Genomic DNA, 21,144 nt, shown 5'->3' on the forward strand with positions numbered 1-21,144 from the left:
TTTAAATTTATATCTTAGCACGCTCGCATGCAGGCACGCCATACGCCTTTATGCCGTCCTTTATATCTCTAACTACTACGCTTCCAGCACCAATAATGCAGTTTTTGCCGATGCTTATGCCTTGAATGACGCTTGAGCCAATGCCAACATGTGTAAATTCTCCCACGCTAACGTTTCCAGCAAGGGCTGCATTTGGGCTGATGTGAGCAAATTTGCCTATCATGCACTCATGCTCTATCACTGCACCAGAATTTATGATGGCGCCCTCTTTTATATGGGCTTTTGCGTTTATCACGGCATTTGGCATGACCACTACGCCTTTTTCTATTACAGCACTCTGGCTCACAACAGCGCTTTTATGGATCAAATTTACTATCTCAAAGCCAGCAGCTTCGACTCTTTTGCTTATCATCTCTCTAGTTTTATTTTGTCCGATGGCTATTATGATGTCAGCTTTTTCAAGCTCTGGGCTAAATTTACGCTCGCTAGCATCATCTAAAAAAACTATCTCATCATAGCCATTATTTCTAGCGATGTCAGCGATCACAAGGCCATGCCCACTTGCTCCGTAGATGTAAATTTTCTTAGTTTTTGCCATTAAATTTCTCCGTCGTCGCCTGCCCCTCTTTGCTTACACCACTTCGTTTTAGCACCTTTTCGATGGTCTGCAAGGCGATCTTTACGTCAAGCATAAAGCTTAAATTTTGAGCGTAATATACGTCGTATTCAAATTTTTTCTCCCAGCTTATGGCGTTTCTGCCATTTACCTGCGCTAGGCCTGTGATACCAGGGCGCACGTCGTGGCGATGCTTTTGCGTTTCGTTATAAATGGGTAGATACTCAACCAAAAGCGGTCTTGGTCCAATGAAGCTCATGTCGCCTTTTAGCACGTTAAATAGCTGTGGTAGCTCATCAAGGCTAAGTGAGCGGATCAGCTTGCCAAATCTACCAAGACGCTGTTCATCTGGCAAGAGCTCGCCATTTGCGTCACGCTCGTCGCTCATCGTCTTAAATTTATAAATTTTAAAAATTTTCTCATTTAGCCCTGGCCTTGCTTGCGTAAAAATGACGTCACGACTAACCTTAAAATAGATAAAAATCGCCGTTGCTATTATGATGGGCGATGTTAAAATGAGCAAAAACAAAGCTCCCAAAATATCAATCACCCTCTTTAAAAAATTTCTATACATCTATAAATTTCCTATAAATTTCTATATATCTTTTCGCGATTTGCTTCTCGTCAAACTCACTAACTGCCCAGTCCCTGCCATTTGCTCCAAGCTTAGCGCAAAGCTCCTCATCATCAAGTAAAATTTTTATCTTACCAGCAAGATCACTTGCGTCTTTTACCTTACATAATAGTCCGTTGTAGCCCTCTTTTACAGCTTCATTACAGCCTGTCACGTCACTTGCAACGACTGCTTTAGCCATGCTCATCGCCTCTAAAACCGTTCTAGGAAAACCCTCTTTGTAGCTTGGCAAAGCCAGCAAGTAAGAAGCTTTTAAAAGCTGTGGTATATCGTTTCTAGCGCCAAGATATCGCACCTTGCCACCTTTTAAAAAGCTCTCGTCTGCGGTTGATTTATTACCAGCAAAGCCCTCGCCCACAAAGACAAATTCGCAGTTTTTATAGCCATTTAAAATTTCTGCTGCCTCGTAAAATTCACGAACGCCCTTGTGCCACATGGCTCTTGCTATCATTAAAATAACCTTTTTTTCACCCAAGTCCGCTGCCTGCGTGATAGCTGGGTCAAATTTAGCAGTATCGACGCCGACACTTTTTATGCGGTACACCTTGCTTTTATCTATCAAATTTCTTGAGATCAGATAGTCTGGATCTGCGTCATTTACGAAGATGCAAGCATCAGCTTTTGCAAAGGATAGCTTATAAAGACTCTCCATGACAAAACGCACGGCCTTTGTCTTAAGATCATCATCGATATAAAAGCTACCAAGGCCTTCAACCAAATTTATCACGTGCTTTATGCCAGCGTTTTTAGCGGCAAATGTGCCAAAGACATTTGACTTGTGAGCGCCAGTTTGAAGCAGGTCTAAATTTAGCTCTCCTAAAATTTGAGATAGTTTTTTTGAGTTATTTATCACGGTTAGCGGATTTAGGCTCGCCTTATCAAGCTCGTAGGTGACGGTGTGAAAGCTTTTAGCAAGCTCATTAGTGAAATTTCCTTTTGGAGCGATAGCAAAAACCTCATGCCCCATATCTTTTAAAGCCTGCATTATAGGGCGTCTAAAAAAGTGTATGCTCATATCAGCGTGGCTTAAAAATCCTATCCTTGCCATCTCTACCTCTTTAGCCTATAAACTTTTGCCGCCCCGTCAAGTATGACTGGCTCAAAGACTTTTGGATCGTATCTTTCAAGCACGAAAAGCTGGATGTAGGCGCTATTTAAAATGCTCTCATCAAGGATGATAAATCTACCATAATCCCTCATAAAAATGACAGAAATGTTTGAGCTTTCATTATTTTTATACTCTTTTACGTTTAGCTTGCCAGCCTCGTTGTAGTCGGTCTCTATGAAAGATCTTAGTGGTAAGACATTGCCATCATAGATCAAATTTGTGACATCACTTGTTAGAGTAAACCCACCACTTAGCCTAATGCCCTTTTCGCTTTGCGAGATCGCTCTAGTGGTGATGAAAAGTCCGTTGTTTAAATTTTTACCACTTTTTAGATCGATCTTGCTAAACTGCAAAATGGTCGGGAAGATGCTAAGCATCCTATCTGGCAGGTAATAATATATCTCTCTGCTCTTTGCTGGTAGGCTAAAATTTGCCTCTTTTATCTCGCTAAAAAACTGATCAACGCTTAAATTTCTATCTTTTAAAATTTGAGCCAAGTTACCATTAAAGTGCTCTTTGAAATTTCGCTCAGTGTATTCGACATCGAGCCTTGCCATATTTGCCGAGCTCATCTCGTCGCTTCCAAGCGCAAAGCTCACGGCAAAATTTTCACGTCCAAGGTGCTTTCCGCCGTCAATTAGCGTCTTAACATCGCTGTAATATCTAATCGGATATCCATAGTCCCACCACGCAAGCACGTAGTCTTCGCGTCCTGCGATGCTTTTTAGCTTATTTAAAATTTCAACCTCTTTATTTACAAAGACTGGCTCAGCCTTGTAGCCATAGATGTGAATGAGCGCTGGAGCAAGCACTAGAGCTGCTATGAAGGCTCTTATGAGATTTAGCACGGCTCCTTTTAGCTTTAAATTTGCAAGCACAAACTCCACTAAGTAGCCAAAGCCAAGTGCCATGATAGGCACAGCATAAATGGTAAATCTAAGGCCACTTTTAAAGGCTAAAAAGCCAAGTGCGAGCATACCAAGCGAGACGGCAAATGAGCGGTGCTTGTAACAAAAAAGAGCAACACCAGCAAGCGAGATCAAAAATGTGATGACATTTGCGCTGATCCTCTCGCAAAATAGCGTAAAATCAACGACGCTTGACTCTTGGATAGTTTGATTGACATTAAAAAAGTGAAAGCTCATGCCGCCAACTTCAGGCGCATCTCTAAAGACGTAAAATTTAAGCTGAAAGATTATCGGATTTAGCCCGCCACGGATGACAAAAATGACAAAGATAATTGCCAAAATGCCAAGAGCAATTTTTAAATTTATCGCCTCTTTTTTAAGTAGGTAAAGTGTGTAAATAACGATAACAGCGATAAATCTAAGAGTTAGATCAAGATTTGAGATAGCGAGTAAAAGCAGCGAAATTTCAAGGTAAAAAAGTGGATTTTTCCTATCAAAAATGAGCGTGTAAAGTAAAAATAGCCCAGTTAAAATGCTAATAAGCGAAAAGGCACTCATATACCACCACATATAGATAAGCACGCTTAAAGGTGCTATTATCAGGCTCTTTGCGTCCTTTTTCTCAAGCACTCTAACAAGCCCCCAAACGACAAAGACGCTAAGAGTGATGATGAGCATGTCGGTGTCGTAGTAACCAGCCATCGTGCGGTTGTAGTAGCTATTTGCGATCACTGCAAGAAGTGCAGCGATGAAGCCAGCCATTTTTACTTTGTATTCATTTGCGATCAAGATAACAGGCACAGCCACAAGCGATGAGAAAAAGACGCTCATATAAATCATCGCCGTCTCAAGCTTGACACCTAGAAATTTCACGATCCAGTAAGTAAGCGTCGAGAGCGGATAGCCGTAGTAGCTAAGGTCATTTTCTTGGTGAAAGCCAGCTAGCATATCCCTTGCGCCCTCGGCAAATGCGTAGCCGTCGTTTGTGCTGATCATCAGTTCGTTGTTCCAAAAAAAGACTGGATACTCACTCGCCCAAAAGACCCAGTAAAGCCTGCAAACCATGCCAAAGATGACTGCGGCAAATATCATAAGGTATAAAGAGTAATTTTTAAAAAATAAATTTCTATTCATTAGGATTTTCCAAAAAATTTATAAGCTCGCTCGCTATGTTTTCACTATCAAAAAATTTAGCCCGATTATACGCAACATTTTCAAAATTTTGCCTTATTTCACGCTCGTTAAGCACCTTTATCATCGCCTCTTTCATCGCATTTTCGTCACCAACTGGCACTAAGATGCCAAACTCGCTATCGCCCAAAAGCTCCTTTGCGCCGCTCTTGTGCTCGGTTGAGATGATGGTTTTCTCGCACGCTAGTGCTTCAAGCAGGACATTTGAAAAGCCCTCAAAACGCGAGGCACAAAGCAAGCAAGAGGCGTTTTTTATATGCCTAAAAGGGTTTTTATCAGTGCCAAGAAGCTTTACTCGCTCGCCAACGCCAAATTTGTCTATCAAATTTTGCAGCTCATCCTTTAAAGGTCCTTTGCCAAGGATGCCAAGCGTGGCACGAGGGTCGCTAATCGAAGCTATTATTTTTATTAACATGGCTTGATTTTTACCGCTATCAAGGCGGCCTATGTTTATGAAAAATGGCTTAAAGCCATCCTCAAGTGGCTCATCTTTTAGCAAATTTATAGTTTTTAGATCAAGGGCGTTATAAAGCACCTTTGTTTTTGCCTCGCTCATGCCAAAATTTCGCACCAGATCCTCTTTATTGCCAGCTGCATTTGCGAGGATTAGATCAGCTTTTTTATAAAGATGAGTGAGTAAAAATTTATTAACTCTGCCGCTTAGATCGTTTTTATATAGGATCGATGGACAGCTTCGCTCGCTGATAACTAGCCTAGCCTTTAGCCCTAAAATCCTAGCAACCCCAGCGATATAGCAAGGGCGGTTCATCAGCACAAACTGCGTGTCGATGTTTAAGCTTTGACAAAGATTTTTATACTTAAAGGCAAGCATTGGCATCGCTAAAAAGAGCCTTGCAAGCTTCTTTAGTCCGCTCTCGTAAGGATCGCTATTTTCTATAAAGTGGATCTGCACCTCACTTTGGATCTCATAGGCGATGACCTTGCTCATTAAGATGAGATGAACTTCATAACGTTTAACCAAAAATGGCAGCAAATTTGCCACATTTCGCTCAGCCCCGCCAGGCCCCATCGAGTATAAAAAAACGGCTAATTTTTTCACTTGCTAACAACCTTTTTTATAAATTCTCGCCACTGCTTGATGATATTTTCTTTGCTAAATAAATTTGCACTTTCGCTGGCGTTTTTTGCTAGTTTTTGCCTTAATTTTTCATCTTTTAAAAGCATTTCAAGCTTATTTTTTAGATCATTTGCGTCGCCATTTTTAAAGATAAGCCCGTCTATGCCGTCACTTATAAGCTCTCTTGCGCCCACGGTGTCGCTACTTAGCCTAGCGCAACCAAAAGCGCCTGATTCTATTAGCACATTTGAAAGCCCCTCGCTTCGTGAGCAAAGAGTGAAAATTTTTGCCTCGCTATAAAGCTTTGTGACGTCATTCATGTGACCTAGAAATTTGACGTTAAGCCCTAAATTTGACGCCATTTGCTTCAGTTCGGCCTCTTGCCTGCCACTACCTGCGATCTTTATCTCCCAGCCATCAAGCAAGCTCTTATCCGCCTTGCTAAGCGCCTCAAAATAGATATCATAGCCCTTGACCGCCTCCAGCCTCGCCACGCTTAAGATGACGTTTTGCTTCTCGCAATTTTCAGGCACGTCGATAAAGAGTGGGTTGTGGATGACCTCGCGATTTTTGGCAAATTTATAGTAGTCGTAGTCGCTTTTACTTAGCACGCTTAAGCCATCTACAAAGCGGTAGCTAATATCACGCATGGCGCTTGTGATTTTGCTTTTTAAGTAGCTGTGCTCGTGGTGCTCAGTTGCTATTAGTTTGCTCTTTAGCCCAGCATTTGCCAGCACACAAGCGACGTTTGTCCAGTCGATAAAGCTAATTATGAGATCAGCCCTTTGCTCTTTAAAAAGCGTTCTAAGAGCGAGGATTTTCTTAAATTTTAAAGCGAGCCCTGAGCCAGTGACGCTAACATTTATGATATTTATCTTTTCACTAAATTTATAAAGCCCAAGGTCCTCTTCAAGAAGAGCGATAGTGATCTCATTGTCTTTGCAAAGCTCATTTGCAAGCACGTTTAGCACGCGCTCGGCTCCACCATTTCTAAGTGCGGCTATGACAAAAAGAATTTTCACTTCACACCTCCAAGCCTTAAAAGCTCCAGCCATTTTTTATAAATTTGCTCCACGCTAAACTCATCAAGTCTAGCCCTTGCGTTTTTGACAAATTCGCCCATTTTTGCCTCATCTTGCAGCAAATTTGCAAGCTTTTTGCTCATCTGATCAGCGTCATTTATCTCGCAAAGCAAGCCATCAAAACCATCTTTTATAAGCTCTTTTGCTCCGCTAGTCCTTGTCGCAACACGCACGCAGTCATAGTTTATCGCCTCTATCAAGGTGTTTCCAAGACCCTCGAAATTTGAGCAAGAGAGCAGCACCTTTGCCCTTTTATAAAGCGAGGCGATGTCGCTTACATTGCCTAAAAACTGGACATCAGCGCCTAAATTTTTGGCTAAATTTTCTAAATTTGCTCTCTCGCCACCATCTCCAGCGACAGCAAATTTATAGCCGCTTTGTTTTAAGTTTGCAGCCACTCTTACAAACATTTCGCAGTTTTTTATCTTATTTAGCCTGCCAACAAAGATGATTAAATTTTCTTTAGCAAAGCTCTCACTGCACACCTCTTCAAAGAGTGGGTTGTAAATTTTCATCACATTTTTGCAAAATTTAGAGTAGTAGCCTAGATCCTCGTCGCTTAGGACGCTAAGTGCGTTAGCAAATGGATAGCTTATGCGTCTTAGCACCTTAAAAATAGCTCTTTTTGGCGCAAGATAGTTTGTGTGCTCGCTTATGATTATAGGCGTTTTTAGCCCAGCCGAGCTAAAGAGAACCAAGGTATTTACGGCGTCTAAAAAGGATATTACAGCGTCAAATTTACCCTCTCTTATGAGCGCTCTTAAGGCAAGCACCTTTGAAACTCTCTTTTTTAAATTTCCAACCAAGCCAAGCTCATCAGCCCCAACACCTAAATTTATGAGCTTTACGCCACTTGCCAGCTCGTAAAATGGCTCATCTTTGTCAAATTTAACAAGGCTTACCTCGTGATCCACGCTAAATCTTGATGCGATCACTGCGCAAACTCGCTCCGCACCGCCACTTCTAAGCGTTGATGTGACAAATAATACCCTCATACGCCAAACCTTTGTTTTATCTTCACTCTAAGCTTTGAAAGTGCCGGTAAAATGCCACTTGGAAGCGGGCTAAGTAGTAAGAAAATAAACGCTTCTTTACTAAATTTAATGCTAAGACTTTTAAAGATACACCTTAGCATAAGGCCATATTCGCCTGCTATTTTGGCGTAGTAAGCGGCGTTTTTATACTGCATAGCTAGAAATTTTGGCTCGTTTTTTATAGCGATGTCGTAGTGCAAATTTGCAGTTTTAATGTAAGCGTTTGCCACGTTTAGCGCGTGTTTGCCAGCATTTAGTGTCGCACTGTCACTTCTTGCGATGCGGTAGATGTAAAGTGGCTTTTTAAGATAGAAGACACTTTTTTCAAAAAAGCGGATATAAAGCTCATTTTCGCCGCCAAAACTGCTCTCATCAAACCTAAAGCCGTCTATAAATTCACGCGAAAAAAGCTTAAAATACTCGCCATTTATCCGCCCACAGTGATAATCAACCTTGCTCATCGCCCCACTCTTGCTATACGGGCTTCTACCAGCCACGACCTCGGTCATCACGCCATCTTTTTCGCAGATCGCATCTGCAAAAACGCACGAATACTCGCCACTTTTTAAAATTTCATAGCACTCCTTTATCGCCTCTGGCAAAAGCTCATCGTCATCGTCAAGCAAGCAGACAAACTCGCCTGTTACGTTGTCAAAGCCGTTATTTTTGTTGCCATTTGGGCTCTTTTTGTGAGCGCTGTTTTTTACAAATTTGATCCTTGCGTCGTTAAAACTCTTGCAAATTTCACTCGCACTCTCGTCATCGCCGTCATCTGTTACAACTATTTCTAAATTTTTATAGCTTTGAGCTAGAGCGCTTTTTATGGCCTTTTTTAAAAGCTCTGGACGCTTGTATGTCGCAGTTACGATGCTGATTAATGGCTCGCTCATTTAGCCCCTTTTAAAAATTCTCTCATAGCCTTGAAGCTTTTCAAGTCGTGAGAAAAGTATAAATTTAAATGTTTTTATGTATGCCTTTAAATTTGCCCTGTATCCCCTCTCAAGGCGCTCGCCCTCGATGTTTGAGCCACTAAGATCAGTTGGGTGCGCAAAAAGATCGCAAAAATACATCTGCATATCATTAACGCCAAGCAAATAGTCCCAAACATCGGTCGTGCAAAGCGCACTTTTATGAATTTCAAGCAAATTTTTAGCACTTTTTTTAGTTAGCACATAAGCCCCTGCTCTATAAATGCTTGAAAATGAGTGTTTTGAGACCTGCCAAAGCGGCTTACTTAGGCTAGTATCCACCTTTTTACCAAAGGCGCTAAACCTGCCCTCTAGCCCATCTTGCATGCCGCATATCAGCACGCTATTTTCAGGCATCTTGCTAGCTGCCAAAAATGCCTCTTTTATGGCATTATCATCTCCGATCACATCATCTTCAAAGATGAGGGCAAATTTCGCCTCACTTGCCAAAAATGCCTCATAAGCTTTCACGTGCGAGAGCGAACAGCCAACCTCTGCCGGGCTTAAGACCTTGCCGTAAGCTTTAAATGACGGCGAAATGATCTTATAGTACTCCCTCGCGTTTAGCTCCCTGCCATCAACTGCGTCTATTAGCTTAAAGCTATCATATGAGCTAAATTTCTGCTGTAAAAGCTCGCGCCTTTTGGTATCTTTAGCCAAAGAGATCAGATAAATTTCATCCATTTAAGACCTTTTAAATTTTTTTAAAATTTTACGCCAAACTATGCCTCGCTCGAAGGCATTAAAAAACAAAAAATATCCCAAAACATAAGCTGCGCCGGCGTATATCGCAGCAAAGATAGCAAATTTTAGCCAGTTATTTAGGCTTACAAAGTCCTTGCAGGCAAACATCGCAAGCACGCATAGCGCAAAAACGGCTAAATTTTTAAAATAAACCCCGTAAAATGTGGTGAGTTTCACCTCTAAATTTAAGGCGGCATTTATGAGGTCAAAGCCAAGAATTCTTATGCTATAAAAAATGGCTGCGACGATGACGATGCCATAAACGCCGTAGTCACTAAATTTAAGCAGTGCGATCTGCGCTATGATCGTGCTAACGCCAAGGATAGTGTTGGCAATGGCTGGTCGGCGAAGCTTGTTTGTCGCGCTATCAAGGTTAAAAAGCGAAAAAACAAAGCTTATAAATACGATAGGCACTAGCGTGATCATCGAGACATTGTAGATAAATTTAACCTCATCTGCGCTTTTAAAAGGTAGCCAAAGCGTGTAAAAATCAAGCCCAAAAACGACGAAAAATGCGGCTGGAGCGCTCATCACAAAGGCGATCACCTTCATCGAAAATTTAGCCTCTTTTATAAGGTCCGTGATCAAATTTTTAGAGTAAAGCTCGACAAATTTTGGTGCAAAGATACCGCTAAGCTGTGCTACAAAGCTCTCAAGTATGATAGGAGCGGCCTTGGCGACTGAAAGAAGGCCAGTGGCATTTGCATTTACGAAAATGTTGCAGATAAATAGGTCCATGCCTGTTAAAAGTATGCGATTTAGCGCATTAAAGCTATTCCAAATGCCAGAGCTTAGAAGCTCTTTGATCTTAGAAAAGTCAAATTTGCTAAGGCTAAATTTTAGCTCTGGCGTGATGCGAGCTGACATAAAAATGGTGCTAAAAAAGACAAAAAGGCTAGCAACTAGCGCCGAAATGGCGATGTATGAGATAAATGGCTTAAAAAAGAAAAAGAGCGCCACGATAAGGGCTGCTAGGATCGCGCTTGAGATGGCGTTTCTGATGGAGAGTAGATAGAGCTTGTTTGTCACGAAAGCACAAACCGTCAAAACGCCGTTAAATAGTCCAACGCAGAAATTTATAAAGTAAAAAACAAGGGTCATTCTAACATCAAAGAGTAAATTTTCAGGGACGTTTAAAAAGCTTTGCAAATTTAGTATGAAAACAGAGCTAAGCACCACGATAACGGCGCAAAAAAAGATATTTACAACAAGCACTGATGAGTAGTAGGTGTTTGCAAGGCTTAGATCTTTTTTGTGCCACGCATGAGCAACAAAGCGCCCACTGACCGAGTTTATGGCTACACTTACGACCGCTGCGTAGCTAACGATGGCGTTACTAAGCCCCACAAAACCAAATGCCTCGTTGCCAAGACTTTTTAAGATAAATGGCGTAAGAAAGAAATTTATGCCCATTGATACGATAAAAACGACGATCGAGCTTATTAGATTGATTAGCATTAGACTTTTAACCTGTAAATTTTTACGCCACTTGAGATGATAAATGGCTCAAAGTATCGCTCATCTGCTCGCTCAAATATAAAAAGCTGCACAAGGGCTGAATTTAAGGCATTTTCATCAACTAAAACCACACGCGCATAGTCCTCCAAAAACAAAACAGAAATTTTCGCCTTTTCGTCGATAGTTTTCTCGTCTATTTGTAGCTCTTTACCAGAGCCTTTTATCTTATAAAAGGACTTTACCGCCACTTTTTCGCCGTTTTGTGTGATAAATTTTGGCTCTTTTAGCGGCAAGATATAGCCATTTCCAAGGTCTATGCCTGCCTCGCTAATGCTATTTATAGGGCTAATGTAGTAAAAAAACTCCTCTTTTGGCCGCTCGCCACTCATAACATCGATGTAGCTATACCTAAAGATATTTGGAGCGATATCTATCATGTCTGGCACAAGATAGTAAAAAACCTCTTTTTTTGCCGCTGGCAGAGTGAAATTTGCGCTTTCAAGCTGGCTTAAAAAGAGATTTAGATCGCTTGTATTGTGATCTTTTAAAATTTCTTCTAGCGCTCTACTCTTTTTCTCAAACGATATGTCGCTATACTCGCTCACTACTCTAGCTAGCTTGGCTGAGGTTGCCTCATCCTTTCTTAATGCAAGACTAACAAAATAGCCGTTCTCGCCGCCTTGCCTGCCAGGATCATTTAGCGTCTTAACATCAGCAAAGTATCTTACCGCATATCCATAATCCCACCACGAAAGCACGTAGTCATCGCGCTTAGTAGCCTTTTTTAACTGATCAAGCGCCATTGCCTCATCGTGCGTGATCAAAGTATGAGGTCTATAAGAGTAAGCGATCTCTAAATTTGGAGCAAGCGCAGCAGCCGCAAAGATAAAAAAGGATAAATTTTTAAGAGAATTTCTAAGGTCAAATAAATTTAAAAAAAAGTGCAAGAAATACCCAAAACCAAGTGCGACAAGCGGCGTTACATACATAGCAAATCTAACTCCGCCAAATAGCGATAAAATGCCAAGTCCAAGCAGTGGCAAGCTAAGTAAAAATGGGCGAAATTTAAAGCAAAGCACCAGATATCCAATCACTGCCGCTAGTAAAATAAGGATATTTCCAGCCATGAAATAGACAAAGTATAAAGGGCTAGCGCTTTTTACCTCGTCAATTAGCGTGTATTCGCTTATAAAGTGAAATTTATTTGCAACCTCTGAGCTGCTTTTTAAAACGTAACTGCCAATCTTTGAGATGATAAGATCAAAGCCGCCAAAATAGATAAAAATAGCCAGCATAATAGCTATAAAAATGCTCAAATTTCTAGGTGAAAGTAGTTTTTTATATTTGCAAAAAATGGCGTAAAATGAAGCAATGACCGCTAAATTTAAAATCAAAATTTTATTTGCGATGAGTGGATCTTTTGAAAAAATATTGAAGCTAACGATGCTTATAAACATAAAAAATATCGCTTGGTAGTTTTCTATCCTGCTTCGCATAAAAGCAAGCGTGTAGATAAAAAAGATAAAAATAATGCTTAAAATAAGAGCATAAGAGCTTTGATACCACCAAAGATAAAGCGATACAAAAACTCCAGGCAAAACGATAAATTTTTGTTCATTTGCATTTAAAAGCTTGATCAAAAGATAGATGATAAAAAGCGCAAATGTGACATTTAGCATATCGCTATCAAAGTAACCAAGAGACGTTCTTACAAGATAGCCTGGCAAAATAACGCTCATAAATGCCGCCACGGCCCCAGCTTTTAGAGCTTTAAACTCATTTGATATCAAGATAACTGGAAGCGCGATAAGGGGTGCTAAAAGCGCGCTCATATAAAACATCACGCTTTCGATCTTGAAAGGTAAAATTTTGCAAATATAAAAAACTATGGTTGAGATTGAGTGATTAAAGGGGCTAAAGTCATTTTGCTGATGAAAGCCAGCAAGCATATCTCTAGCGCCCTCTGCGTAATAGTATGCGTCATTTGTCGTAAGCATAAATTCGCCATTAAAGTAAAACTCTGGCATATCCTTTGCCCACAATACCCAAAGCATCCTAGCTGCAAATCCAAACAGATAAGCAGCCAGAAAGATAAGTAAAATTTTACAATTTACGCTTACTTTGTGCACTAAATTCCTTACAGCCTAGCGTCAGCCTCTGGGTAGATATTTTTTATATCATAAACCAAGTGGCCTTTTAGGTTGAGCTTTTTAAATTCATTGTGAGCTACGGCGATCACGATGCAGTCGTAGTCGTCTAGGTTATACTCTTTTACTAGATCAAAGCCGTACTCATGTTTTACCTCAGCGCTATCAGCCCAAGGATCAGTCACATCGACCTTGCAACCAAAGTCTTTTAGCTCATCAACCACGTCTATAACGCGAGAATTTCTTATATCTGGGCAGTTTTCTTTAAATGTCATACCAAGAACGAGCACGCGCGCTTTGTTGATAAGCACACCTTTTCTTATCATTAGTTTTATCACTTGATCGGCTGCATATCTGCCCATATCATCGTTGATACGGCGACCTGCTAGGATCATTTCAGGGTTGTAGCCTACCTCTTGAGCTTTGTGAGTTAGATAGTATGGATCTACACCGATGCAGTGACCGCCAACTAGACCTGGGCGGAAATTTAAGAAATTCCACTTCGTACCTGCAGCCTCAAGCACGTCGATAGTGTTGATGTGAAGCTTTTCAAACAGCATCGCAAGCTCGTTTATAAAGGCGATGTTGATGTCGCGCTGAGTGTTTTCGATGACCTTTGCAGCCTCTGCTACTTTGATGCTTGAAGCTTTGTGAGTGCCAGCTGTGATGATCGAGCGATAAATTTCATCGACCTTGTCTGCGATCTCTGGGGTTGAGCCACTTGTGATCTTTTTGATCTTTGTAACAGTGTGCTCTTTATCACCTGGATTTATGCGCTCTGGAGAGTAGCCGCAGAAGAAGTCTTTGTTAAATTTAAGCCCACTCTTTTCAAGAAGTGGCACGCAAATTTCTTCTGTAACGCCTGGATAAACGGTGCTTTCATAGACAACGATGTCGCCTTTTTTAAGCACTTTTGCCACGCTCTCAGTCGCTTTTACCACTGGAGTTAGATCAGGACGTTTGTTCTTATCTATCGGAGTTGGGACGGTTACGATGAAGAAGTTGCAACTTCTGATGTCATCTAAATTTAGGCTAAATTTCATGCCATTATCGATCGCTTTTTTCATCTGCTCGTTGCTAAGCTCAAGCGTTCTGTCATAGCCACTTTTAAGCTCTTCTATACGTTTTGCATTTACGTCAAAGCCGACTACTTCGTACTTTTCACTAAAAGCTGCTGCTAGTGGAAGTCCCACATATCCAAGTCCTACTACTGCTATTTTCATTTCTCTTTCCTTTTTAAAATTTTTGGTTTTATTATTTCTACACGTTCATAAATTCTTATCTCTGCGCCCACGCTTTGTGGGGTTACGATCTTAATGGGGCTAATGCCAGGCAAAATTTGAGTAAATTCATAATAAATTTGCCTCTTTTTATTTTTGCCATTGCAAGGCTTAAGCGGTTCATCATCTGCGCTAAATTCATAATAAACCCCGCTTTTATCCTCTTTTTTATCTAAATGTCCGCCCTCTAGCATAGCAAATTCACAATCCGTTTGCACCTCTTTAAAAAATGCAACTTCATATTTAAAATAATCATTCGGCATCTTTGAGACGGGCAACTCAAAAACCTGTTTTTGCGTCTTGGCTTCACTTTTACCTACCTCATCGCTAGCTAAGAGCGTAAAAGGTAGCAAACAAGCTATGAGAGATAAAATTTGCTTCACGCTTTGACGCCTATCTGAAAATACTTAAATCCATGCTCAGCCAAAGCTTTAGCGTTATACTGGTTGCGTCCGTCAAATATGACGGCATTTTTTAGCCTCTCTTTGATCTCCATAAAATCAGGCGATCTAAACTCACTCCACTCTGTCACAAGCACCATTGCATCGGCGTTATTAAGAGCGTCATATTTATTTTTGGCATATTTCACATCTAAATTTGGCATATATTTTTTAGCTTCTTCACTTGCTTTTGGATCGTAAGCGACCACTTTTGCGCCAGCTTCATCTAAAAGTTTTATCAATGTTAGCGAGCTAGCCTCTCTCATATCATCGGTATTTGGTTTAAACGCAAGCCCCCAAAGTGCGATCCTCTTGCCCTTTAGATCGCCGCCAAAAAAGTTATAAATTTTATCAAAAAGCACTCTTTTTTGAGCCTTATTTCTTGACTCGACCGCGTTTAAAAGCTCTGGCTCAAAGCCATTTTGTCTAGCTGTGTAGATGAGCGCCTCGACGTCCTTTGGAAAGCAGCTACCGCCATATCCGCAGCCTGGGTAGATGAAGCTATATCCGATCCTTGAGTCGCTGCCGATGCCTTTTCTTACTAAATTTACATCAGCGCCTACGCGTTCACAGATATTTGCTATCTCGTTTATAAAGCTTATTTTGGTTGCTAACATCGAATTTGCAGCGTATTTTGTCATCTCGGCTGATTTTACGTCCATGCAAATGAGCCTATCGTGATTTTTCATAAATGGCTCATAAAGCTCTCTCATCACGCTAAAGCCCCACTCGCTACTAGCCCCGATAACTACGCGGTCTGGCTTTAAAAAGTCCTCAACCGCCGCACCCTCTTTTAAAAACTCTGGGTTTGAGACTACTTCAAATTTGATCTCTACATTTCTCTTTTTAAGCTCAGCCTCGATCACCTCGTGCACCTTAGCTCCAGTGCCCACTGGAACGGTTGATTTATCGACTACGATTAGTGGTTTGCTTAAATTTTCTCCGATAGATTTTGCAACTGAAAGGACATATTTTAAATCCGCCTGTCCATCAGCGCCCATAGGCGTGCCAACTGCGATAAATAGCACATCTGCATGCTCTAGCGCCTCGGTTATCTGCGTGCTAAATTTAAGCGAGCCATTTTTGTAGCACTCACTCACGATATCAGCAAGCCCAGGCTCATATATCGGCACGACGCCGTTTTTTAGCGCTTCGATCTTTTTGCTATCGACATCGACGCAGATCACGCTGTTGCCCATCTTAGCAAAGCATGCACCGCTTACTAGCCCAACATATCCAGTTCCAATTACTGCTATTTTCATGCTTATCCTTAAATTCTCTTTTCCCACTCAAGGGCGGTTTTTATGATGAGCGCTAGATCGTCTCTTTTTGGTTTCCAGCTTGTTAGCGAGCGCAGTTTGCTTGCGTTTGAGATAAGGATAGCTGGGTCGCCGTCCCTTCTTGGCGCATTTAACACCTTAAAATTTACCCCACTTACTTTTTTTGCGGTCTCGATGACCTCTTTTACGCTAAATCCCCTACCATATCCCACGTTAAAAGTTTCACTACCATTTTGACTGATGTAATCAAGCGCGCTTATGTGAGCGTCTGCTAGGTCGCTAACGTGGATGTAATCTCTTACACATGTGCCATCTTTTGTCGCGTAGTCATCGCCAAAGATACCCATGCTCTCACGCTTGCCAAGTGCTGTTTGCACGGCTACTTTTATAAGGTGCGTGGCGTTTGGATAGTTTTGACCGATAAGCCCCTCTTCGTCTGCACCTGCGACGTTGAAATAGCGAAGTATCGCAAATTTGAAATTTTCATTTGACGCAGCGTAGTCTTTTATGATCTGCTCGCTCATGAGCTTGCTTCTGCCGTATGGATTTATCGGATTTGTAGGCGTTGTTTCGCTCACCTCCGCCACGTCTGGCTCGCCATAAACTGCGGCAGTTGAGCTAAATATAAATTTATTTACATTGTAAGTTTTTGCATATCTTAGCACCCTTGCGACGTTTGCGGTGTTGTTTAGATAGTATTTTAGCGGCTCGCTCATACTCTCAAAGACCTCGATAAACGCTGCAAAATGGATGATCGCATCAAATTTGCCATTTGCGAAAATTTCACTTAGATCATCCTCTAAATTTGCATTTATAAATTTGAAATCTCCTATCTTTTGGAGTGCTTCAAGTGCTTTTTGTGAGCCCTTACAGAGATTGTCGATGATGGTTATCTCATCTTTGCCTTGCTTTAAAAGTGCTTTTACTACGTGGCTGCCGATGTATCCAGCTCCACCTGTTACTAAAATTTTCAAGTTTAAGCCTTTCATTAAAAGTGTGTAATTTTATCAAAAATAGAGTAAAGCAAAAGTAAAGCAAGGTTAGTTTTTAAAATTTGCCTAAAAGCTGCAAAATAGATCTTTGCCTTTATAAATTTAAAATAGACTTACAATCTATTTTAAATTTAATCTTTATAATCTTTTATCTACAAAAAAAGGATAAAAATGAATGTCTCGATCTTAAATTTACTGCCGATAAAGCAAGGCGGTGATGCAAAAGCCGCCATAGATGCAGCTGTTAGACTGGCTAAATTTGCCGAAGATATCGGCATGAAACGCTACTGGGTCGCAGAGCATCACAATATGAGAAACTTAGCAAGCTCAGCCACGCAGCTCATCATCGCGCACATCTTAGAGCATACAAAAAGCCTGCGCGTGGGCTCTGGCGGCGTGATGCTACCAAACCACAGCCCCTACTCTATAGCAGAGCAGTACGCCACTCTTGAGACGATATTTGCAAACCGCGTCGATCTTGGGCTAGGCAGAGCTCCAGGGACTGATCAAGAGACAGCTGCAGTGCTTAGACGAGGCGCAAGAGAGATAGAATTTGACATGCAGATAAACGAGCTAATGGACTATTTTAACGCCAAAAGGGCCGTGAAAGCCTATCCAAAAGTAGACAAAATTCCACCCATCTACATACTTGGCTCAAGCATATATAGCGCATACGTGGCGGCTGAGTTTGGCCTGCCTTACGCCTTTGCGTCGCACTTTGCACCACGTGCGCTAGAAAAAGCAGTAGAAATTTATCGTCAGAATTTCAAGCCCTCTTCGTTTCTTGCCGCTCCTTATGTCATCGCAGGAGCAAATGTGATAATAGCCCAAAGTGACGAGCTAGCAAAGAGTTTAGCAACTACGCAAACGCAGTTTTTCTTAAACGTGGTCACTGGCGAAAAAGAGTATTTGCAACCACCAAAAAAAGATAACGACGAGGTCTTTGCTGCCTCTTGCAAAAGAGGCGCCAAAGCTCCACATTTTGGGCCGATCGACTTTAGGCAAATAGAGCTAAAAAATAGAGAGAGAATCGTCACCGAAGAGATGATGGCGTGCTCTTTCATAGGCTCAAAGCAAAGCGTTAAAGAGCAAATTTTAGAGTTTCAAAATAGGCTTGAAGTCGATGAGATCATGGCTCAAAGTTTCATTTTTGATGAGGAGGCGCAGCTTAGCTCTTTTAGGGCGTTAAAAGAGACCATAGATGAAATTTAATCCTCTCTAACCCTTAAAAATATAGGAAATCTTGGCTTGCCATAAGACGATAAATTTTGAAATTTATATGTGATGATAGAGCCTATCTTTGGGGGATTTGTGCGTTGCTCGTCGCTTAGTCCTGAGCCTATTTTAAAGATAGTGCCCTCTTTTGGCTCGCCAGCTTTTTCTTTGTCATCTTTGCCACCAAGCGCCCTGCAAGTGAGCGAGCCAGCAAGATTTGCGTATTTGCCGCTGCCTTTGTTTATGGAGACCACCTCGCACTCGGCATCTTTAAATTTCTTAAATTTAAGTGCATTTTTGCTTCGTTTTCGCTCGTAGGACGCATTTGGCTCACGCACGACTGCTCCCTCGCCACCTCTTGCGATAATGTCCTTTGTAAATTTTAAAAACTGGGCGTTATCAGGCATTTTTATCTGTTTTATAATGATTAAATTGTCATTTGGCTCATTTTTTAGAAATTTGGCCAAAACTTCAAGCCTATCAAGCAAGCCGCCACTTGCCTCCGGCACGTCAAAAACGTGAAATTTAAGCCTGCTCCACTCCTTTTCATCTGGCAGCCTGTCCATCACGGTCGCTTGAATTTCTTCAAATTTAAGCCCCTTTGCGTAAAGCTCGCCATCAAGTGCAAATTTTGGGAAATTTTTAGTAAAACTTTGCGGTGCATTTAGCTTTTTGCCCTGCCTTGAGAGTAAATTCTCTCCGTCCCAGTAGGCACGCACTCCGTCAAGCTTCTCGCTAGCTAGCCAGCCTGAGACGTTTTGATCTTTAAATTCGCTAAGGCGCAGCAACTCAAGCTTGCCCTGCCCTGCTCCAAAGGCAAAGCTAAGGCAAAATGCTAAAAAAAGGGCTATAAATTTCAAATTTTTATGCCGTAAAACTCGCTATACCACTCGACAAATTTAGCCACGCCGTCGTTTACTTTTGTATTTGGCTTGTAGTCAAAGTCAGCCACCAAATCGCTCACATCAGCAAATGTCGCTGGCACATCGCCTGCTTGAAGTGGGAGGAAATTTTTCTTGATCTCGCGGCCGATCTTTATCTCAACTGCTTTGATGTAGTCCATGAGCTCTACAGGGCTGTTGTTGCCGATATTATAGACCTTAAACGGCGCTTTTGAAGTGGCAGGGTCTGGGTGCTTTGCGTCCCAATTTGGATTTGGCTTAGCTGGGTTGTCGATGCACTTGATGATGCCCTTTACGATGTCGTCCACGTAGGTAAAGTCGCGCTTCATCTTGCCGTAGTTGAAAACATCGATGCTCTTATCTTTAAGTGCCGCATCAACAAACAAAAATAGCGCCATATCAGGGCGTCCCCATGGTCCATAAACCGTAAAAAAGCGAAGTCCAGTCGTTGGCACGTTAAATAGATGGCTATAAGTGTGCGCCATCATCTCGTTGCTCTTTTTGGTCGCTGCGTAGAGGCTTATAGGGTGATTGACCCCCTCGTGTGTAGAAAATGGCATGTTTTCATTTAGTCCATAAACCGAGCTAGAGCTTGCATAGACTAAATTTTTGATCTCATTGTGGCGGCAGCACTCGAGGATGTTCATAAAGCCCGTGATGTTGCTGTCGATGTAGGCTTTTGGATTTATGAGCGAGTAGCGAACGCCAGCTTGTGCGGCTAAATTTACCACTACGTCAAATTTCTCCTTAGTAAAAAGCTCTTTCATCGTCTTTTCATCAGCAAGGTCTGCTTTTATAAATTTTAAATTTGGATGCGTTTTTGAGGTGATAAGCTTACCATACTCTATCTCGCTCACGTCAAAACCTGCCGTTTTTAGGCGTGCAAGCTTTAAATTTACGTCGTAATAGTCATTTATCACGTCATATCCAACGACCTCATCCCCACGAGCCACAAGGGCATTTGCAAGGTGAAATCCTATAAATCCAGCTGTTCCAGTTACTAAAATTTTCATATTTTTCCTTTCATTTTGACTTATTCGTCGTCTAAATTTATCTCAGGCACTTTCTCTTCAAAAAGTGTCTTGCTCTTTGGCTCTTTTGGCTTTAGATCGCTTGCTTTTTTAAGCAGACCGCCCAGCATATCGCGGTTTAGCTCCTCTTTGCTAATGGGCCTTACATCATCAAATTCACTAAATTCCAAAGCCTCTTTATCTACCTTTATCTCATAGTCTAGCTGCCCGCTAAGCCTTGCTAGCTCGTCGCTTATCGCAGAGCAAAAAACCTCACTATATCCCCTGTGAGTGCAGTTTTTGGCTAGAAATTCGCTCATTACGCTTAGGTGATTTATGTAGTCATCTTGCAAGATATTTGCCTGCAAAAGCTCAAATTTCAAAAATAGCCAGTATGTGTTAAGCACGTCGCTTTCGCAGTATTCGTTTATCTTATCAAGCTCGCCTGCGTAGTATAACTCAAGCACCTGATCGCCGTGCACGTCGTACTTGCCAGGTAAATTTAAGCTAGCACAAAGCTTATCAAGCTTTAGCCCTCTAACACTCCCAAAATCGCTTATAAAATCAAGCAGGTCAAGGTGAAATTTAGGCGAATACCTCGCTCTATAGTTTTCCCATTTGTTTTTATTTAGCTCTTTGTTTTCGCTCTCATAGTAAGCCGCTGCGTTTAGGTTGTAGCGCATCGCACGCACCATAAGCATTGGCAGGTCAAAGCCACGGCCGTTAAAGCTAACGAGCCTTGGGTTATAATCATTTATAAATTTTAAAAATTTAGCGATGATCTCGCGCTCGTCCTTGCCCTCCATCGTGCTAACTTTTAAAAATTTGCCGTATTCATCGGCCATCACCGCAGAGATCGCCACAACTCTATGAAACATCACAGGCAAAAACTCACTCCCGCTGGCCTCTTTTTGCAAGGACATCGCCTGCACGCTCACATCTTCGTCGCTTCCATCGATGCCGTAAATTTTTCTTATCAGATTTGCATCAGGTATCGTCTCGCAGTCAAAGACGCAGATGTAACTTTTCGCCATTTTAGCCCTTTTTTAAGCATTTT

At 41.6% G+C, this 21,144-nt stretch carries 19 protein-coding genes; 1 reads left to right on the top strand and 18 read right to left on the bottom strand.

Features of this window, described 5'->3' with window-relative positions; genetic code table 11:
• Positions 1 to 7: 7 nt before the first annotated feature.
• From pglD to galE, 15 genes are read right to left on the bottom strand one after another with little or no spacing between them, the layout of a single operon-like run.
• Entirely contained in the window at positions 8 to 598 is a 591-nt protein-coding gene (gene pglD / locus CYO89_RS01780; protein ID WP_103596919.1) for a UDP-N-acetylbacillosamine N-acetyltransferase, read from the bottom strand.
• Positions 585 to 1,190: an undecaprenyl phosphate N,N'-diacetylbacillosamine 1-phosphate transferase gene (gene pglC / locus CYO89_RS01785; protein ID WP_103596920.1), complete on the bottom strand. Its 606-nt coding sequence runs from the start codon at positions 1,188 to 1,190 to the stop codon at positions 585 to 587. Before pglC ends, pglD begins: the two co-directional genes overlap by 14 nt.
• The gene (gene pglA / locus CYO89_RS01790; protein WP_103596921.1) at positions 1,183 to 2,298 is read right to left on the bottom strand and encodes a N,N'-diacetylbacillosaminyl-diphospho-undecaprenol alpha-1,3-N-acetylgalactosaminyltransferase; all 1,116 of its coding nucleotides are present in this window, start codon (positions 2,296 to 2,298) and stop codon (positions 1,183 to 1,185) included. The genes pglC and pglA overlap by 8 nt, the downstream gene beginning before the upstream one ends.
• Positions 2,299 to 2,300: 2 nt before the next feature.
• Entirely contained in the window at positions 2,301 to 4,400 is a 2,100-nt protein-coding gene (locus CYO89_RS01795) for an STT3 domain-containing protein (protein WP_103596922.1), read from the bottom strand.
• Positions 4,393 to 5,517: an N-acetylgalactosamine-N,N'-diacetylbacillosaminyl-diphospho-undecaprenol 4-alpha-N-acetylgalactosaminyltransferase gene (gene pglJ / locus CYO89_RS01800; protein WP_103596923.1), complete on the bottom strand. Its 1,125-nt coding sequence runs from the start codon at positions 5,515 to 5,517 to the stop codon at positions 4,393 to 4,395. The genes CYO89_RS01795 and pglJ overlap by 8 nt, the downstream gene beginning before the upstream one ends.
• Positions 5,514 to 6,557, bottom strand: a complete 1,044-nt coding sequence (locus CYO89_RS01805) for a glycosyltransferase (RefSeq protein ID WP_103596924.1) — start codon at positions 6,555 to 6,557, stop codon at positions 5,514 to 5,516. The genes pglJ and CYO89_RS01805 overlap by 4 nt, the downstream gene beginning before the upstream one ends.
• Positions 6,554 to 7,612, bottom strand: coding sequence for a glycosyltransferase (locus CYO89_RS01810; protein ID WP_103596925.1), 1,059 nt, complete (start codon positions 7,610 to 7,612; stop codon positions 6,554 to 6,556). Before CYO89_RS01810 ends, CYO89_RS01805 begins: the two co-directional genes overlap by 4 nt.
• On the bottom strand, positions 7,609 to 8,541 hold the full coding sequence (locus CYO89_RS01815; protein ID WP_103596926.1) for a glycosyltransferase family 2 protein: 933 nt from the start codon (positions 8,539 to 8,541) through the stop codon (positions 7,609 to 7,611). The genes CYO89_RS01810 and CYO89_RS01815 overlap by 4 nt, the downstream gene beginning before the upstream one ends.
• Positions 8,542 to 9,303, bottom strand: a complete 762-nt coding sequence (locus CYO89_RS01820) for a glycosyltransferase family 25 protein (RefSeq protein ID WP_103596927.1) — start codon at positions 9,301 to 9,303, stop codon at positions 8,542 to 8,544.
• A complete protein-coding gene (locus CYO89_RS01825; RefSeq protein ID WP_103596928.1) occupies positions 9,304 to 10,821 on the bottom strand; it encodes an MATE family efflux transporter in 1,518 nt (505 codons plus the stop codon).
• Positions 10,821 to 12,950: an STT3 domain-containing protein gene (locus CYO89_RS01830; RefSeq protein WP_103596929.1), complete on the bottom strand. Its 2,130-nt coding sequence runs from the start codon at positions 12,948 to 12,950 to the stop codon at positions 10,821 to 10,823. Before CYO89_RS01830 ends, CYO89_RS01825 begins: the two co-directional genes overlap by 1 nt.
• An 8-nt stretch (positions 12,951 to 12,958) precedes the next feature.
• Complete coding sequence (locus CYO89_RS01835; protein ID WP_002939912.1) at positions 12,959 to 14,191, bottom strand: nucleotide sugar dehydrogenase; 1,233 nt, start codon at positions 14,189 to 14,191, stop codon at positions 12,959 to 12,961.
• Positions 14,188 to 14,631, bottom strand: coding sequence for an ecotin (locus CYO89_RS01840; protein WP_103596930.1), 444 nt, complete (start codon positions 14,629 to 14,631; stop codon positions 14,188 to 14,190). The genes CYO89_RS01835 and CYO89_RS01840 overlap by 4 nt, the downstream gene beginning before the upstream one ends.
• Positions 14,628 to 15,950: a UDP-glucose dehydrogenase family protein gene (locus CYO89_RS01845; protein WP_103596931.1), complete on the bottom strand. Its 1,323-nt coding sequence runs from the start codon at positions 15,948 to 15,950 to the stop codon at positions 14,628 to 14,630. Before CYO89_RS01845 ends, CYO89_RS01840 begins: the two co-directional genes overlap by 4 nt.
• 8 nt (positions 15,951 to 15,958) lie before the next feature.
• On the bottom strand, positions 15,959 to 16,942 hold the full coding sequence (galE, locus tag CYO89_RS01850; RefSeq protein ID WP_103596932.1) for a UDP-glucose 4-epimerase GalE: 984 nt from the start codon (positions 16,940 to 16,942) through the stop codon (positions 15,959 to 15,961).
• A gap of 189 nt (positions 16,943 to 17,131) precedes the next feature.
• Between galE and CYO89_RS01855 the strand changes: the two genes are divergently transcribed.
• Positions 17,132 to 18,172 carry an LLM class flavin-dependent oxidoreductase gene (locus CYO89_RS01855; protein WP_103596933.1) on the top strand — a complete coding sequence of 347 codons (1,041 nt, stop codon included), beginning with the start codon at positions 17,132 to 17,134 and terminating at the stop codon, positions 18,170 to 18,172.
• Here the strand turns inward: CYO89_RS01855 and CYO89_RS01860 are convergent.
• Genes CYO89_RS01860 through CYO89_RS01870 form a run of 3 tightly spaced genes read right to left on the bottom strand, consistent with a single transcriptional unit; the run spans position 18,169 to position 21,121 of the window.
• Positions 18,169 to 19,035 (bottom strand): DNA ligase, encoded by an 867-nt coding sequence (locus tag CYO89_RS01860; protein ID WP_103596934.1) that lies wholly within the window; start codon positions 19,033 to 19,035, stop codon positions 18,169 to 18,171. The genes CYO89_RS01855 and CYO89_RS01860 overlap by 4 nt on opposite strands.
• Entirely contained in the window at positions 19,032 to 20,090 is a 1,059-nt protein-coding gene (locus CYO89_RS01865) for an NAD-dependent epimerase (protein WP_103596935.1), read from the bottom strand. The genes CYO89_RS01860 and CYO89_RS01865 overlap by 4 nt, the downstream gene beginning before the upstream one ends.
• 20 nt (positions 20,091 to 20,110) lie before the next feature.
• The gene (locus CYO89_RS01870; protein WP_103596936.1) at positions 20,111 to 21,121 is read right to left on the bottom strand and encodes a 3'-5' exonuclease; all 1,011 of its coding nucleotides are present in this window, start codon (positions 21,119 to 21,121) and stop codon (positions 20,111 to 20,113) included.
• Positions 21,122 to 21,144 lie beyond the last annotated feature (23 nt).

The sequence above is a fragment of the Campylobacter concisus genome (assembly GCF_002913765.1).
Taxonomy (GTDB): Bacteria; Campylobacterota; Campylobacteria; order Campylobacterales; family Campylobacteraceae; genus Campylobacter_A; species Campylobacter_A concisus_BB.